Below are 14496 nucleotides of genomic sequence, written 5' to 3' on the forward strand. Positions count from 1 at the left end.
CGATGGTGGCACGACGATGGTCCGCATGACGACCAGCGCGGGCCCGCACGTCGGCATCCTCCTGTTCGACGGCGCCGAAGAACTGGACGCCGTCGGCCCGTTCGAGGTTCTGGCGGCCTGGACCACCAGGTCGGCGCTCCAGCCCACGGTCACGACGTTCTCCCGTGACGGCGCCGGGGTGCGGCTCGCGCACGGCCTGCGCATCGTGCCCGCCGCGGCGGCGGACGACGTCGGGCCGCTGCACCTGCTGATCCACCCGGGCGGGCCGGGCGCGGGCGCGCTCCGCGCCGACGCGGAGCACCTGCAGTCGCTGCGCCGCGCCCGCGCCACGACGCCCGTCGTCGCGGGTGTCGGCACGGGTGCCCTCGTCCTGGCAGCCGCGGGACTCCTCGCCGGGCGTCCCGCCACGACTCACCACGTCCACTACGACGAGCTCGCGGCCGTCGACCCGTCGGTCGTCGTCGACACCGAGGCACGGTTCGTCGACGACGGCGACGTCGTCACGTCGGCGGGCGGGATCGCGGGCATCGACATGGCTCTCCACCTGGTAGCGCGGTTCGAGTCGGTCACGGCAGCGCGCGCCGTGCGGAGCGCTCTCGCGCACGAGTCGGCGACGGGGTCCGAACGAGGGATGTGACCCACCTGTGTGACGCAGGTATCGCTCGCGCGCGCACCGCAGTACCCTGCGCGCGTGACCCGGATGCTGCAGCTCGCCTGGAAGACCTTCCGCCCTCGCAAGCCCGTGCCCGGGATGGGCGTGCTCGACCCGTCGGTGACCGAGATGCGCGTCCACCCGGGCGATCTCGACGTCCTGCTCCATGTCAACAACGGCGTGTACCTGCAGATGGCCGACGTCGCTCGCTGGAACTTCGTGGCGGACCTCGACGGGTCCACGCGACTGGGCGACCGGCGCTGGTACCCCGTCGTGGCCGCGTCGACGGTGAAGTACCGGCGGTCGCTCCAGCTGTGGGACCGCTTCCGGATCACCACACGCGTACTGGGGTGGGACGAGCGGATCGTCTACCTGGAGCAGGTCTTCACGCGCGGCGACGACGTCTGCGCGACCGCGTGGCTGGCAGGCCGCTTCCTCTCGAAGGACGGCTCACGCATCCCGATGCCGGACGTCATCGCGCTGCTCGGCCAGGACGCCCCGCCGGCGAGTCCGCCGCTCCCTGCGGAGGTCACGGCCTGGGCGCGTTCCCTCGATGTGGCCCACCGCAGCCCGGCGCCGACGGGTCCCACGCCCGGCACCACGTCGCTGCCCTGACGCGAAGAGCGGCCTCGCCGGGCAGGGTGGTCCGCGGGTTCCGACGCCGGGCTCCGGGGGCGCTCCTCGCGACCGGGCTCGGTCAGCGGGTCGTCTGCGCGATCTGGGTCAGCAGGAGCGCCTCCGCCAGGACGACCTTGCGCAGCTCGCCCAGGTGGACCGACTCGTTCGCCCCATGGGCGCGCGAGTCCGGGTCCTCGACGCCCGTCACCAGGATCGCCGCCTCGGGGAAGACTTCGAGCAGGTCGGCGATGAACGGGATCGACCCGCCGATGCCCGTGTCGACCGGGTCCGTCCCCCACGCCGCCGCGAAGGCCGCGCGGGCGGCACGCATCGCGGCCGTGTCGGCGGGCGCCAGGAACGGCTTGCCCGTCTCCTTGGTGGTCCACGTGACCTTGGCGCCGAACGGGGCGTTGGCCAGCAGGTGCGCCTCGAGGGCCGTGGCGGCGGCCCGCGGGTCCTGCCCCGGCGCGAGGCGCAGCGAGAGCTTCGCCCGCGCGCGCGGCGTGAGGGTGTTGGACGCCTGCGCGACCGGCGTCGCGTCGATGCCGATGACCGACAGCGCCGGCTTGGTCCAGATCCGCGCGGCCAGCGGGCCGGTTCCGGCGAGGGCGACGCCGTCGAGCACCGACGACTCCTCGCGGAACGCGGCCTCGTCGTACTCGACCCGAGGCTCGGGCGCCTGCACGAGACCCGGGACCGCGACGTCGCCGGCGTCGTCGTGCAGCGTCGCGATCAGGCGCGACAAGAGCGTGAGAGCGTCGAGCACCGGGCCGCCGAACATGCCGGAGTGAACGGCGTGCCCCAGCACCTCGACCTCGACGAACCCGTCGACGAGGCCCCGCAGCGACGTCGTCAGCGCAGGGACGCCCACCTTCCAGTTCGCGGAGTCGGCGACGACGATGACGTCCGCCGCGAGCAGCTCCCGGTGGTCTTCGAGGAACGCACGGAACGACGGCGACCCGTCCTCCTCCTCGCCCTCGACGAACACCGTGACGCCGACGTCGGGGAGGCGCCCCGCGGCGGTGAGCGCACGCAGCGCACCCAGGTGAGCCACGATCCCGGCCTTGTCGTCCGCAGCGCCGCGCCCGTAGAGCCGCTCGCCGACCTGCACGGGTTCGAACGGGTCCGTCTGCCACCCCTCGCCCACCGGCTGTACGTCGTGGTGCGCGTACAGGAGCACCGTCGGCGCTCCCGCGGGCGCGGGACGCCTTGCGACGACGGCGGGCGCGCCCGGCTCGCCGTCGGGGCGCAGCGAGCGCAGCACCTGCACCTCGGGCAGCCCGACGCCGCGCAGGAGGTTCGCGACGGCCTCGGCCGACGCCGCCACGTGTGCCTGGTCGTAGGCGGCCATCGCGATGCTCGGGATGCGCACGAGCGAGACGAGGTCGTCCTGGAGAGCAGGGAAGAGCGCGTCGACGGCGGCCCGGAGCGTCTCGACGTCGGCGGGCTCGGGGGTGGTGGGGGTCTGATCGGTCACCCGGTCACGCTACCTGGGCCGCAGGTCTTCCCGCCGGGGAACGGCCCCGTAGACTCGTCCCGTGTTCTCCCGCAACAAGTCCGCGACGCCCGAAGACGCCGACGCCGCCGCACAGGCAGCCGAGATCGAACGGGCTGGTGACGTCGGCAAGGGCCGGCCGACGCCCAAGCGAGCCGCGGCAGAGGCGGCGAACAAGCGACCGCTGGTGCCGAGCGACCGCAAGGCGGCCGCCCGTGAGGCGCGCGTCAAGCAGCGCGAGACGCGCTCTCGCGCGTACGAGGGGATGCAGCGAGGCGAGGAGCGCTACCTGCCTGCGCGCGACAAGGGCGCCCAGCGCCGGTACGTGCGTGACTACGTGGACGCCCGGTGGAGCGTCGGCGAGTTCCTGCTCCCCGTGGCTTTCGCGTTCATCCTGCTGAACTTCGCGGTGATGCAGATCCCGACGCTCTTCGGCATCGTGTTCGTGTCCCTGTACGTCGTCGTGATCGCCGCCGTGATCGACTCCGTGATCCTGTGGTTCCGCCTCAAGCGCAGGCTCCGCGCGAAGTTCGGTGAGATCGAGCGCGGGACCGCCTGGTACGCCGTCATGCGCGCGTTCCAGATCCGCCGGTCGCGCATGCCGCGACCGAACCACAAGAAGCACGGCGTCTGGCCCGAGTGACTGCGGGTCGAATCGTTTTGACCAGCGTTATGGTAGTCGCATGGTCAACTATCGGTACCTCGGCAACAGCGGTCTGAAGATCACGGAGATCACGTACGGCAACTGGCTGACCCACGGCTCGCAGGTCGAGAACGACGTCGCCACGGCGTGCGTGCGCGCCGCGCTCGACGCAGGGATCACCTCGTTCGACACCGCCGACGTCTACGCCAACACCAAGGCCGAGCAGGTGCTCGGCGACGCACTCAAGGGCGAGCGGCGCGAGTCGCTCGAGATCTTCACCAAGGTCTACTGGACCACGGGCCCCGGCGGCCCCAACGACTCGGGGCTGTCGCGCAAGCACATCATGGAGTCGATCAACGGGTCGCTCACGCGCCTGGGCACCGACTACGTCGACCTCTACCAGGCCCACCGCTACGACACCGAGACGCCGCTCGAGGAGACGATGCAGGCGTTCGCCGACATCGTCCGCCAGGGCAAGGCGCTCTACATCGGGGTCTCGGAGTGGACCGCCCCGCAGCTGCGCGCCGGGCACGCGCTGGCCAAGGAGCTCGGCTTCCAGCTCATCTCGTCCCAGCCGCAGTACTCGATGCTGTGGCGCGTCATCGAGGACGAGGTCGTGCCCGCCTCGCGCGAGCTCGGCGTCTCGCAGATCGTGTGGTCCCCCGTCGCCCAGGGCGTGCTGACCGGCAAGTACCTTCCGGGCCAGCCCGCGCCCGCCGGCTCGCGCGCGACCGACGCCAAGGGCGGCGCCACGATGATCAGCCGGTTCATGCACGACGACGTCCTCACGCGTGTGCAGGGACTGCGTCCCGTCGCCGACGAGCTCGGCCTGACGATGGCCCAGCTCGCCGTCGCGTGGGTGCTCCAGAACGACAACGTCGCCGCCGCGCTGGTCGGCGCGTCACGGCCCGAGCAGGTCGCCGAGAACGTCAAGGCCTCCGGGGTGACGATCCCTGCCGAGCTCCTGGCACGCATCGACGAGGTCCTGGGGAGCGTCGTCGAGCGCGACCCGGCCAAGACGGCCGAGGGCGCCCCGAAGAAGCGCCCGAGCTGACACCTCCGGCGCGTCCACCGCGTGCGGCCCACCGCCGTCGGGCCCGCCCCGGACTCGGGGCACCCGACGGCGATGGACCGCGCGGTCACTCGGCCGCGGCGGCCGCGGCGGGCACGGCCACGACCGGTCGCGCGGCGACCGTCGGCGCGAGGCGGCGCGCGGCTGCCTGGACCACGACACCCACCCCGAGCGCGTACGCCACGGTCGCCCACCCGAAGGTGCCGCCCAGGAGCCACCCGAGCACCACGACCGCGACCTCGATCGCCGTCTTGACCACGCGCACCGACAGTCCCGTCCGGGCCACGAGCCCGGTCATCAGACCGTCGCGCGGGCCAGGCCCGAGCCGTGAACCGATGTACGCCGCGGTCGCGACACCGTTGAGCACGATCCCGGCCGCGGCCAGCACGACCTGCTCGCCCAGCGGAGGGTGCGGCAGCGCTCGCTCGAGCACCGCGAGGAACGGGTCGACGCAGGCGCCGATCACGACGACGTTCGCGATCGTCCCGACGCCCGGCCGCTGCCGCAGCGGCACCCAGGCGAGCAGCACGAGGGCGCTCGCGCCGACGATGACGACGCCGAACGGCAGCCCGTGCGCCGCACGAGGCCCTGGTGCAGCACGTCCCAGGGCATCCCGCCCTGGCCCGCGTGCAACATGAGCGCCATCGACAGGGCGTAGGCAAGCAGGCCGAGCAGGAGCTGGGTGGCGCGACGCGCGGCGGCCGCGGCTTTCGGTGTGGTCACGCCGTCATCGTCGGGCGCAGATGGACTGGAAATCCATAGCCAATCGAGCGAGAGTGGTTCGGTGACGCCCCCGCCCGCGCACCGCCACCTGTCCGCCGCCTCCACCACCCGCCTGCTCGGGATCTGGCACGCCGGTGGCCCGGCCTACGCGGCGCTCGCCGACGCGCTGCGCCAGTGCGTGCTCACCGGGTCGCTCGCACCGAACACGCGCCTGCCCAGCGAGCGCGCACTCGCCGCCGCGCTCGGCGTCTCGCGCGCCACCACGACGGCCGCCTACCGCCGCCTGCGCGACGCCGGCTTCGCCGTCTCCCGCACCGGTTCGGGGACCGTCGCCGTCCTCCCCCGCCCCGCCACCCCGCCCGCCCGCGAGCCCGGAGGGGACGCCCCCGCGGCCGTCCCCGCCCCGCACCCCGACGACGTCGTCGACCTCTCGCAGGCGACCCCCGCCGCGCCCCCGAGCTCCACGACGCCTTCGCGAGCGCGCTCGAAGCGTTGCCCGCCTACCTGTCCCGAGGCGGGTACGAGCCGTACGGCATCCCCGCCCTGCGGTCCGCGATCGCCGCCCGGTACGCCGAGCGCGGCACACCGACCTCCGCCGACCAGATCCTCGTGACCACCGGTGCGCAGCACGCCATCGCGCTCCTCGCACGCACGTTCCTGCGCCCGCGCGACACCGTCGTCGTGCAGGACCCGACCTACGTCCACGCGCTCGAGGCCGTGTGGCGCGCGGGCGGGCGCCTCGTCGGCGTTCCGTGCCCCGCGGGAGACGCGCTCGACGTCGAGCAGTTCGCCTCAGCCCTGCGGCAGTCGCGGCCACGCCTCGCCTACCTCGTCACCGACTTCCACAACCCGACCGGGCAGACCCTCACACCCGCCCAGAAGGCCGCCGCACGCGAGGCGGCGCAGCGGTTCGGCGTCACGGTGCTGGGCGACGAGACGCTCACCGAGCTGACGCTCGACGCCGACGACGGCGCCCCGGCCACCGACGCCGACGTCCCGCCGTCCTTCTCTGGTCCCGGCACCGGCCCGCACGTGATCAGCATCGGGTCGGCGTCCAAGACGTTCTGGGGCGGACTACGCATCGGCTGGGTGCGAGCACATCCCGACGTCGTCGCGGCGCTCGCACAGGCGCGCGGGTCGCTCGACATCGCCTCACCGCTGCTCGACCAGCTCGCCGTCGTCGAGCTGCTGGCGCGGCGCGCCGAGGTGCTCGCCGGTCGCCGGGTCACGCTGCGCGCGCAACGCGACGTGCTCGTCGACGGCCTGCGGGCGGGTCTGCCATGGGACGTGCCCCGGCCCGCGGGAGGACTGAGCGTCTGGCCGTCCCTCGGCGCGCCGCTCGCGCACGCGTTCGCGGCGGCCGCGGCCGCCGAGGGCGTCCTCGTCAACGCCGGCCCCACGTTCTCGCCGCACGCGTCGGCCGCGGACCGGGTGCGGCTCACGTTCGGACGTTCGACGGCGGACCTCGAGCGCGCGCTGCCACGGCTCGTGCGGGCGTGGGCACGGGTCGCGCGCTGAGGTGTCGTTCGCGCGACGACTGCCGCGAGCGCGATCGGCGCGCCTGCGCGGCGGGCCGAGGCAGGACAGCACCTCGGAGCGCTGCGCCATGGCGCGCGTCAGCGCGCCCCGTCAGCGCGCCCCGTCAGCGCGCCCCGTCAGCGCGCCCCGTCAGCGCGCCCCGTCAGCGCGCCCCGTCAGCGCGCCCCGTCAGCGCGCCCCGTCTGCGCCGCGTCAGCGCGCCCGGTCGGAGCGCCGCGTCGGAGCACCGCGTCAGGGAACCCGCAGCGGCAGAGACGGCGTCGCCTGCACGCCGTCGTGCATCAGGCGCGCCTCCGTCGCGCCTGCGGCGGCCAGCGCCCGCCAGCGCTCGCCGAGCCATTCCTCGGCGTCGTACTGCGTGGTGAACACCGGGCTCAGCGCGGGGTCGAGCCGACGACCCTCGTCGTCGACCAGGACCCACTCCCAGCGGGGCCGGATGGCGCCGCTCACGGGCGAGCCTTCGCGTCCGCGACGAGCGCGCGGTTGAGGCGAGCCGCCCAGAACGGACCCTCGTAGATGAAGCCCGTGTAGCCCTGCACCAGGTCGGCGCCGACGCGCAGGTAGGCACGGGCGTCGTCGGGCGTCGTGATGCCGCCCGAGCCGATGATCGCCGGGCCCTCCCCCAGCCGGGCCCGCAGGCGCTGGACGACCTCCAGCCCGCGCGCCAGCAGCGGCGGCCCCGACAGACCACCGAGGCCGAGGTCGTGCCGGATCGTCGTATTGACGGCCGCCACGCCGTCGAGCCCGAGCTCGAGCACGAGGTCGGCGACCGCGTCGACGTCGGCGTCGGCCAGGTCTGGGGCGATCTTCACGAGCAAGGGGACACGCGGCACGCCGGCGGCCGTCGTCGCGGCATCCGCCGCCTCGCGTGCCGCCACCAGGATGGGACGCAGCTCCGCCACCGTCTGGAGGTCACGCAGGCCCGGCGTGTTGGGCGAGGAGACGTTGACGACGAGGTAGTCGGCGAACGGCGCCAGGACGCGGGCGCACAGCGCGTAGTCCTCGGCCGCTTCGTGCGCCGGCGTCGTCTTGTTCTTGCCGATGTTGACGCCGATGCGCAGCTGGCGGCCGGCGGCCGTCGAGCGCAGACGGCGCAGCGACGAGGCCGCCGCGTGCGCACCCTTGTTGTTGAAGCCCATGCGGTTGCGCAGCGCGCGCAGCGAGAGCTCGCGGAACATGCGGGGCGCCTCGTTGCCCGGCTGCGGTCGCGGGGTGATGGTGCCGACCTCGACGTACGCGAACCCCAGCATCGTCAGCCCGCGCACGGCACGGGCGTCCTTGTCGAACCCGCCGGCGAGCCCGAAGGGCGCCGCGTAGGTGCGGCCGAGCACCTCGACGCTGCCCGGACCGCCCAGCCCCCGGCCCAGGTAGGGCGCGAGCGCGCCCTGCACCACGTCGCGCAGCACCGGGACACGGCCGGCCAGGCCGATCCAGCGGAACGCGAGAGAGTGCGCGGCCTCGGGGTCCATGCGCTTGAAGACGACGTCGAAGAACAGGTGGTAGGGCTTGACCACGGTCAGGCCTCGCTCTCGGGGGTGCTCGCGGGTGTGCTCGGTGACGGCGCGCCCGTCGCGGCGACGCCGGATACTGAGGGGCGGGTGCGCCACAGCCACCACAGGCCGACGAACGGCAGGACGAGCGGGACGAACCCGTAGTCCGCGCCGAACATCCGCCACACGGTGCCGTCGTGCTGCAGCCGTGCGCTGGCCAGCGACGCCGCCCCGACGCTCAGGACGCCGACCGCCTCGAACAGCACCGCGGCCCACGCGGGCCGGCGCCATCCCTTCGCGATCGCGACCGCCGCCACGACGTACACGACGGCGGCGAGCGCCGACAACCAGTAGGCCGTCGGGACGTGCGGGGCCGACGTCGAGACCTGGTACGACGAGCGCCCGATCGCCGCGAAGGCGAGGATCCCGTAGACCGTGACGACCAGACGCCCGAATCCCTTGCCGCTCACGCCGCCTCCCAGATCTGCCACATGCGGAACGCCAGGAAGCCGACCGTCAGCGAGGCCACCATGAGCACCACCGAGGACCACCTGGTCCGTTCGGCGAAGGCCCAGGCGGCTGCGATCGGCAGCAGCACGAGCGCGGTGGCGACATAGCCCCAGAAGAGCGGACCGTCGACGGCGTGACCGCTCGTGGCCTGGCGCACGCCGGCGACGACGGCCTGCACGACGAGCACGGCCTCCACGACGGCCGCGCCGAACAGCTGACGCAGGATCACGGCCCGGTCCCGGACGACGAAGACGAGCGCCCAGGCGGCGAGCGCCAGGCACAGCGCGACCAGGACGAGAAGGAGGGGCAGCACCACGGGGCCGAGACTACCGGCCTCTGACGGCCACCCGTCCCGGCGGGCGCCCCTCACGGGCGCTAGCATCGCGTGCGTGGCTGATCTCACCCTCTCCGGCAAGAACCCGACCGCGCTCAAGGTCGACGCGCTCGTCGTCGGGACGTGCAAGACGTCGGACGGCCTGGCCGTCGTCGCCGACCAGCTCCCGTCGGACCTGGTCCATCAGATCGAGACGCTCGCGCCGCAGCTCGGCCTGACGGGCGCGCGCGACGAGGTGCGCAGGCTCCCGGCCAGCGGCGTCAAGGCGTCGGTGCTGGTCCTGAGCGGTCTGGGCGAGCGTGAGGCCGACGGGACGTTCGCCGCCGAGACGTTGCGCCGTGCCGCCGGTGCCGCGGTGCGCGAGCTGGCGGGGACGGCGTCGGTCGCGGTCGCGCTCCCCACGGCGACCGAGGCGGACCTGACGGCCGTGGTCGAGGGGGCGCTCCTCGGGGCCTATGCGTTCACCGCCTACCGGGCGGGCGACGCGGCGGCCAAGCAGGCCGCGGTCTCGACGATCGAGCTCGTGACCCCGTTCGCCCGCTCGGCTCGGGCGAAGGCTGCGGCGGAGCGCGCCCGCGTCGTCGCCGACGCGGTCCACGGGGCGCGCGACCTGATCAACACCCCGCCGAACGACCTGTTCCCGGGGGCGTTCGTGGAGGCGGCGCGCGCCGCGGTCAAGGAGCTCGGCGCGAAGGGCATCAAGATCACGGTGCTCGACGAGAAGCAGCTCGCGTCCGGCGGGTACGGCGGGATCTCGGGCGTGGGCCAGGGGTCGGCGCGGCCACCGCGCCTGGTCAAGCTCGCCTACACGCCGCCGAAGGCCTCGTCGCGGGTGGCGCTGGTCGGCAAGGGCATCACGTTCGACACGGGTGGCATCTCCCTCAAGCCACCGGCCGGCATGCACGCGATGACCTCGGACATGTCGGGGGCGGCCGCCGTGCTGCACACGGTCATCGCGACGGCGCGCCTCGGGCTTCCCGTGGCCGTGACCGGCTACCTGTGCCTCGCGGAGAACATGCCGGGCGGCAACGCGCAGCGCCCTGGCGACGTCGTCCGGATACGCGGTGGCAAGACGGTCGAGATCACGAACACGGACGCCGAGGGGCGCCTGGTCATGGCCGACGGGCTCGTCTCCGCCGTCGAGGACGGGCACGACGTCGTCCTCGACATCGCAACGCTCACGGGCGCGCAGGTCGTCGCGCTCGGCAACCGCGTGTCGGGCGTGCTGGGTGACGACGACGTGCGCGACGCGGTCAAGGCCGCTGCCGACACGGCGGGCGAGTCGTTCTGGGCCATGCCGATGCCCGAGGAGCTCAAGGCCGGGCTCAAGTCGAACGTCGCCGACATGGTCAACTCGGCGGCCGACCGTGCGGGCGGGATGCTCTTCGCCGCGATCTTCCTCAAGGAGTTCGTCGGAGCGACCCCGTGGGCGCACCTCGACATCGCCGGTCCCGCGTTCAACGAGAAGGCGGCGTACGGGTACACCTCCGTGGGCGGCACCGGCGTCGGCGTGCGAACTCTGCTGGCCTACCTGGAGGAGCGCGCGCGCTGAGCATTCGAGAACACGTGGTCTGACCTCTAACCTGCGCGTTCATTTGTTCTGAGCGTCACAGCATCGACGGCTCAGAAGGATTGGGGAGCACCCCGGCGTAGTGACAAGATGACTCGCAGTGCCCTCGTGCACCAGGCCCGCGACGGCCTGACAACCGATCGAAGGAGACCCCACAGGTCATGTCTGAGAACGTGCAGCTGCCCGCCCTGGGCGAGTCCGTCACCGAAGGCACCGTCACCCGCTGGCTCAAGCAGGTCGGCGACACCGTCGCAGTCGACGAGCCGCTGCTCGAGGTCTCCACCGACAAGGTCGACACCGAGATCCCCTCGCCCATCGCGGGGGTGCTCGAGCAGATCCTGGTCGAGGAGGACGAGACGGTCGAGGTCGGCGCCACGCTGGCCGTCATCGGCGACGGGTCGGGTGCGGGTTCTGCGCCCGCAGCCCCTGCCGCCGAGCCCGCCGCCGAGGCTCCTGCCGCGCCCGTCGCAGCCCCCGAGCCCACGCCGGTCGCACCGGTTGCGCCTGCACCTGTCGAGGCTCCTGCCCCGGCCGGCGGCGGCACCGAGGTGACGCTGCCCGCCCTGGGTGAATCCGTCACCGAGGGCACCGTGACGCGCTGGCTCAAGCAGGTCGGCGAGACGGTCGCGGTCGACGAGCCGCTGCTCGAGGTCTCCACCGACAAGGTCGACACCGAGATCCCCTCACCCGTCGCGGGCACCGTGCAGCAGATCCTCGTCAACGAGGACGACACCGTCGAGGTCGGCGCCGTGCTGGCAGTCGTCGGCTCGGGAGCGCCCGCCGCACCCGTCACGCCCGCGCCCGCACCGGCTGCTCCTGCACCGGCTGCTCCTGCACCGGCTGCTCCCGCACCGGCTCCCGCCCCTGCGCCCGCACCGGCAGCGCCGGCACCTGCCGCACCCGCCCCGGCGGCACCGGCCGCCGTCGCGGTCGACAGCAAGTCGTACCTGACACCGCTCGTGCGCAAGCTCGCCGCAGACAAGGGCGTGGACGTCGCCACCATCGTCGGCACCGGCGTCGGCGGGCGCATCCGCAAGGAGGACGTGCTCGCCGCAGCAGAGAAGGCTGCCGCGCCGGCCCCCGCGGCTCCGGCCGCCCCGGTTCCGGCCGCCGCAGCACCGTCCGCCCCGGCTGCCAAGGCACCGACCATCCCCGCTCCGTCCCCGCTGCGCGGCACGACCGAGAAGATGTCGCGCCTGCGCAAGATCGTCGCCGAGCGCATGGTCGAGGCGCTGCACACGCAGGCCCAGCTGACGACCGTGGTCGAGGTGGACGTCACCAAGGTCGCCAAGCTCCGGGCGAAGGCCAAGGAGTCGTTCAAGGCGCGCGAGGGCGCGAACCTGACGTTCCTGCCCTTCTACACGCTCGCCGCCGTCGAGGCGCTCAAGGCGTTCCCGAAGATCAACGCGTCGATCGACCCCGAGAAGGGCGAGATCACCTACCACGCGTCGGAGAACGTGGGCATCGCCGTGGACACCGAGCGGGGCCTCGTGGTGCCGGTCGTCAAGAACGCGGGCGACCTCAACCTCGCCGGCCTGGCCCGCCAGATCGGCGACCTGGGCGCACGCACCCGGGCCAACAAGGTGGGACCGGACGAGCTGTCGGGTGCGACCTTCACCATCACGAACACCGGCTCGGGCGGTGCGCTCATCGACACCCCGATCGTCCCGGGTGGGCAGGTCGCGATCCTCGGCACCGGCACGATCACCAAGAAGCCGGCTGTCATCACGGTCGACGGCGAGGAGACCATCGCCATCCGCCAGTTCGCGTACCTCTTCCTGTCCTACGACCACCGTCTGGTCGACGGCGCGGACGCCGCCCGCTTCCTCACGGCCGTCAAGGCTCGCATCGAGGAGGGCGCCTTCGAGTCCGAGGTCGGCCTCTGAGGACCACACGCACGCCGACGACGCCGCCGTTCCCCCGGGGACCGGCGGCGTCGCCGTCTCCGCCCGCCTGCGGTTCAGCGCTCAGCGAGGGGTGTGGCGGATCTCGACGACGGGGAGGCGAAGCGCCGCGGGAGCCGTCGGCGGGACCACCGGCGCCACGGGCCGGACGGGCGACACCCGCACATAGCCGGTGCCCTGGGGTGGGCGCGGGTCGGCGTCGCCGCGGTTGGGCCACATCGCGAACGCCCTCTCCGCCTGGGCGGTGATCGTCAGCGACGGGTTGACGCCCAGGTTGGCGGTGACCGACGACCCGTCGACCACGTGCAGGCCCGCGTAGCCGTGCACGCGGTGGTACGGGTCGACGACGCCGTCGGCCGGCGTCGCACCGATCGTGCAGCCACCGATGATGTGCGCCGTCATCGGGACGTCGAACGGGTCGCCGACGGACCCGCCCGGGTGCCCGCCCATGACGGCGGCCATGCGCCGCACCGCATCGTGTGCCTGCGGGATCCAGGCCGGGTTCGGCTCACCGGTTCCCTGCCGCGAGGTGAGCCGCCGCCCGAGCGGACCCCGGCGCGTGAACGTGGTCAGCGAGTTGTCGCGCGCCTGCATGACCAGCGCGATGACCGTCCGCTCGGACCAGCGGCGCAGGTCGACGATGTCCCTCAGTACCCGGCGCTGCCGCCACAGCTCACCCAGCCACCGACGCCAGCGCGGCCCCTCGCCCGGGCCCGTGCCGTCGACCAGCACGGTCTGCAGGAGGCCCATCGCGTTGGAGCGGTGCCCGTACCGCACCGGTTCGATGTGCGTCGCAGGATCGGGGTAGAACGACGACGTGATGGCGACGCCACGCGAGTAGTCGGGCGCCCGCCGCGTCCGGTCACGGCGCCCGCCCGTCGTCAGCGGCCCGCGCCGGGGCACCATCGCACCGAGCAGCGCCTCCGAGTTGGTGCGGGTCAGGTGCCCGAGCCGTTCGGACAGGTGCGGAAGCCGTCCGGTGTCGCGCATCGCGTGCAGCAACGTCTGGGTGCCGAGCGTGCCCGCGGCAAGGACCACCTGCCGGGCGGTGAACCGCCGCCCCCGCCCGGGGCGCCCGGTGTGCCGTGTCTCGACCGTGAAGCCGTCCCGTCCGGCCAGCGGGGCCACGGCGGTGACCGTCGTCAGCGGGTGCACCTGCGCACCGGCACGCTCGGCCAGGTACAGGTAGTTCTTCACGAGGGTGTTCTTCGCGCCGTGGCGGCAGCCCGTCATGCACTCGCCGCACTGGGTGCACCCGGTGCGGGCGGGTCCCACCCCACCGAAGAAGGGGTCCGGCACGGTGCGACCGGGCTCGACGGTGCCGTCCGCGCCGAAGAAGACCCCGACGTTCGCGTGCCGGAACGTCGACCCTGCGCCCATCTGCTCCGCGACCTGCCGCACCACGTCGTCGGCCGGGGTGTGCCCGGGGAAGTGCACCGAGCCGAGCATGCGTTCGGCCTGGTCGTAGTACGGGTCGAGCTCGGCCTTCCAGTCGGTCAGATGGGCCCATGCCGGGTCGGCGAAGAACGGTTCGAGCGGCCGGTACAGCGTGTTGGCGTAGACCAGCGACCCGCCTCCCACGCCGGCTCCGGCCAGGACGAGGACGTCGCGCAGCAGCCGCACGCGCTGGATGCCGAAGCAGCCGAGGGCGGGCGCCCACAGGAACGAGCGCAGCCGCCACGAGCTCGCGGCGAACTCGTCGTCGGCGAACCTGCGGCCCGCCTCCACCACGCCGACGCGGTAGCCCTTCTCCGTCAGCCGCAGCGCGGCCACCGACCCGCCGAACCCCGATCCGACGACCAGCACGTCGTAGTCGTAGCCCCAGCGACCCGCCGGGCGGGTTCTCGGCGGCACGGTGTGCGTCCGCCGGCTCCGCGCCGGGAGGTTCTTCGTCTGCGCGACTCTCGTCTGCTCCGTGCCCGGGTGGCCCATGTGCAAGTCCCTCC

15 protein-coding genes are annotated in these 14496 nt (G+C 73.5%); 8 read left to right on the forward strand and 7 right to left on the reverse strand.

Annotation, left to right across the window (positions count from 1 at the left end):
• Positions 1 to 25 precede the first annotated feature (25 nt).
• The gene (locus ET495_RS06350) at positions 26 to 637 is read left to right on the forward strand and encodes a DJ-1/PfpI family protein (protein ID WP_129203534.1); all 612 of its coding nucleotides are present in this window, start codon (positions 26 to 28) and stop codon (positions 635 to 637) included.
• 63 nt (positions 638 to 700) lie between these two features.
• The gene (locus tag ET495_RS06355; protein ID WP_170220608.1) at positions 701 to 1267 is read left to right on the forward strand and encodes an acyl-CoA thioesterase; all 567 of its coding nucleotides are present in this window, start codon (positions 701 to 703) and stop codon (positions 1265 to 1267) included.
• An 82-nt stretch (positions 1268 to 1349) separates the two neighbouring features.
• On the opposite strand, the gene ET495_RS06360 is transcribed toward ET495_RS06355, so the two are convergent.
• Complete coding sequence (locus tag ET495_RS06360; RefSeq protein ID WP_129203538.1) at positions 1350 to 2747, reverse strand: dipeptidase; 1398 nt, start codon at positions 2745 to 2747, stop codon at positions 1350 to 1352.
• A 61-nt stretch (positions 2748 to 2808) separates the two neighbouring features.
• Between ET495_RS06360 and ET495_RS06365 the strand changes: the two genes are divergently transcribed.
• On the forward strand, positions 2809 to 3408 hold the full coding sequence (locus ET495_RS06365; RefSeq protein ID WP_129203540.1) for a DUF3043 domain-containing protein: 600 nt from the start codon (positions 2809 to 2811) through the stop codon (positions 3406 to 3408).
• A 40-nt stretch (positions 3409 to 3448) separates the two neighbouring features.
• Positions 3449 to 4462 (forward strand): aldo/keto reductase family protein, encoded by a 1014-nt coding sequence (locus ET495_RS06370; RefSeq protein WP_129203542.1) that lies wholly within the window; start codon positions 3449 to 3451, stop codon positions 4460 to 4462.
• A gap of 85 nt (positions 4463 to 4547) precedes the next feature.
• On the opposite strand, the gene ET495_RS06375 is transcribed toward ET495_RS06370, so the two are convergent.
• Positions 4548 to 5009: a YczE/YyaS/YitT family protein gene (locus tag ET495_RS06375; RefSeq protein ID WP_342770155.1), complete on the reverse strand. Its 462-nt coding sequence runs from the start codon at positions 5007 to 5009 to the stop codon at positions 4548 to 4550.
• Positions 5010 to 5264: 255 nt separating this feature from the next.
• Here ET495_RS06375 and ET495_RS18530 point away from each other — a divergent pair, with 255 nt between their 5' ends.
• Both ET495_RS18530 and ET495_RS18535 read left to right on the forward strand, forming a co-directional pair.
• Positions 5265 to 5816: a GntR family transcriptional regulator gene (locus ET495_RS18530; RefSeq protein WP_245993346.1), complete on the forward strand. Its 552-nt coding sequence runs from the start codon at positions 5265 to 5267 to the stop codon at positions 5814 to 5816.
• A complete protein-coding gene (locus tag ET495_RS18535; RefSeq protein ID WP_245993412.1) occupies positions 5759 to 6721 on the forward strand; it encodes an aminotransferase-like domain-containing protein in 963 nt (320 codons plus the stop codon). Before ET495_RS18530 ends, ET495_RS18535 begins: the two co-directional genes overlap by 58 nt.
• A 252-nt stretch (positions 6722 to 6973) precedes the next feature.
• Here ET495_RS18535 and ET495_RS06385 read toward each other — a convergent pair whose 3' ends face one another.
• From ET495_RS06385 to ET495_RS06400, 4 genes are read right to left on the reverse strand one after another with little or no spacing between them, the layout of a single operon-like run.
• Complete coding sequence (locus ET495_RS06385; protein ID WP_129203543.1) at positions 6974 to 7192, reverse strand: hypothetical protein; 219 nt, start codon at positions 7190 to 7192, stop codon at positions 6974 to 6976.
• Positions 7189 to 8211: a quinone-dependent dihydroorotate dehydrogenase gene (locus ET495_RS06390; protein ID WP_245993413.1), complete on the reverse strand. Its 1023-nt coding sequence runs from the start codon at positions 8209 to 8211 to the stop codon at positions 7189 to 7191. The genes ET495_RS06385 and ET495_RS06390 overlap by 4 nt, the downstream gene beginning before the upstream one ends.
• A gap of 47 nt (positions 8212 to 8258) precedes the next feature.
• Entirely contained in the window at positions 8259 to 8702 is a 444-nt protein-coding gene (locus ET495_RS06395; protein WP_245993347.1) for a hypothetical protein, read from the reverse strand.
• Positions 8699 to 9058, reverse strand: coding sequence for a hypothetical protein (locus ET495_RS06400; protein WP_129203548.1), 360 nt, complete (start codon positions 9056 to 9058; stop codon positions 8699 to 8701). Before ET495_RS06400 ends, ET495_RS06395 begins: the two co-directional genes overlap by 4 nt.
• A gap of 73 nt (positions 9059 to 9131) precedes the next feature.
• Between ET495_RS06400 and ET495_RS06405 the strand changes: the two genes are divergently transcribed.
• On the forward strand, positions 9132 to 10628 hold the full coding sequence (locus ET495_RS06405) for a leucyl aminopeptidase (protein ID WP_129203550.1): 1497 nt from the start codon (positions 9132 to 9134) through the stop codon (positions 10626 to 10628).
• Between the two features lie 179 nt (positions 10629 to 10807).
• On the forward strand, positions 10808 to 12532 hold the full coding sequence (gene sucB, locus ET495_RS06410; RefSeq protein ID WP_129203552.1) for a 2-oxoglutarate dehydrogenase, E2 component, dihydrolipoamide succinyltransferase: 1725 nt from the start codon (positions 10808 to 10810) through the stop codon (positions 12530 to 12532).
• 81 nt (positions 12533 to 12613) lie between these two features.
• Here the strand turns inward: sucB and ET495_RS06415 are convergent, their stop codons facing one another.
• Positions 12614 to 14482: an FAD-dependent oxidoreductase gene (locus ET495_RS06415; RefSeq protein WP_129203554.1), complete on the reverse strand. Its 1869-nt coding sequence runs from the start codon at positions 14480 to 14482 to the stop codon at positions 12614 to 12616.
• Positions 14483 to 14496: the final 14 nt, after the last annotated feature.

The sequence above is a fragment of the Xylanimonas allomyrinae genome (assembly GCF_004135345.1).
GTDB lineage: Bacteria > Actinomycetota > Actinomycetes > Actinomycetales > Cellulomonadaceae > Xylanimonas > Xylanimonas allomyrinae.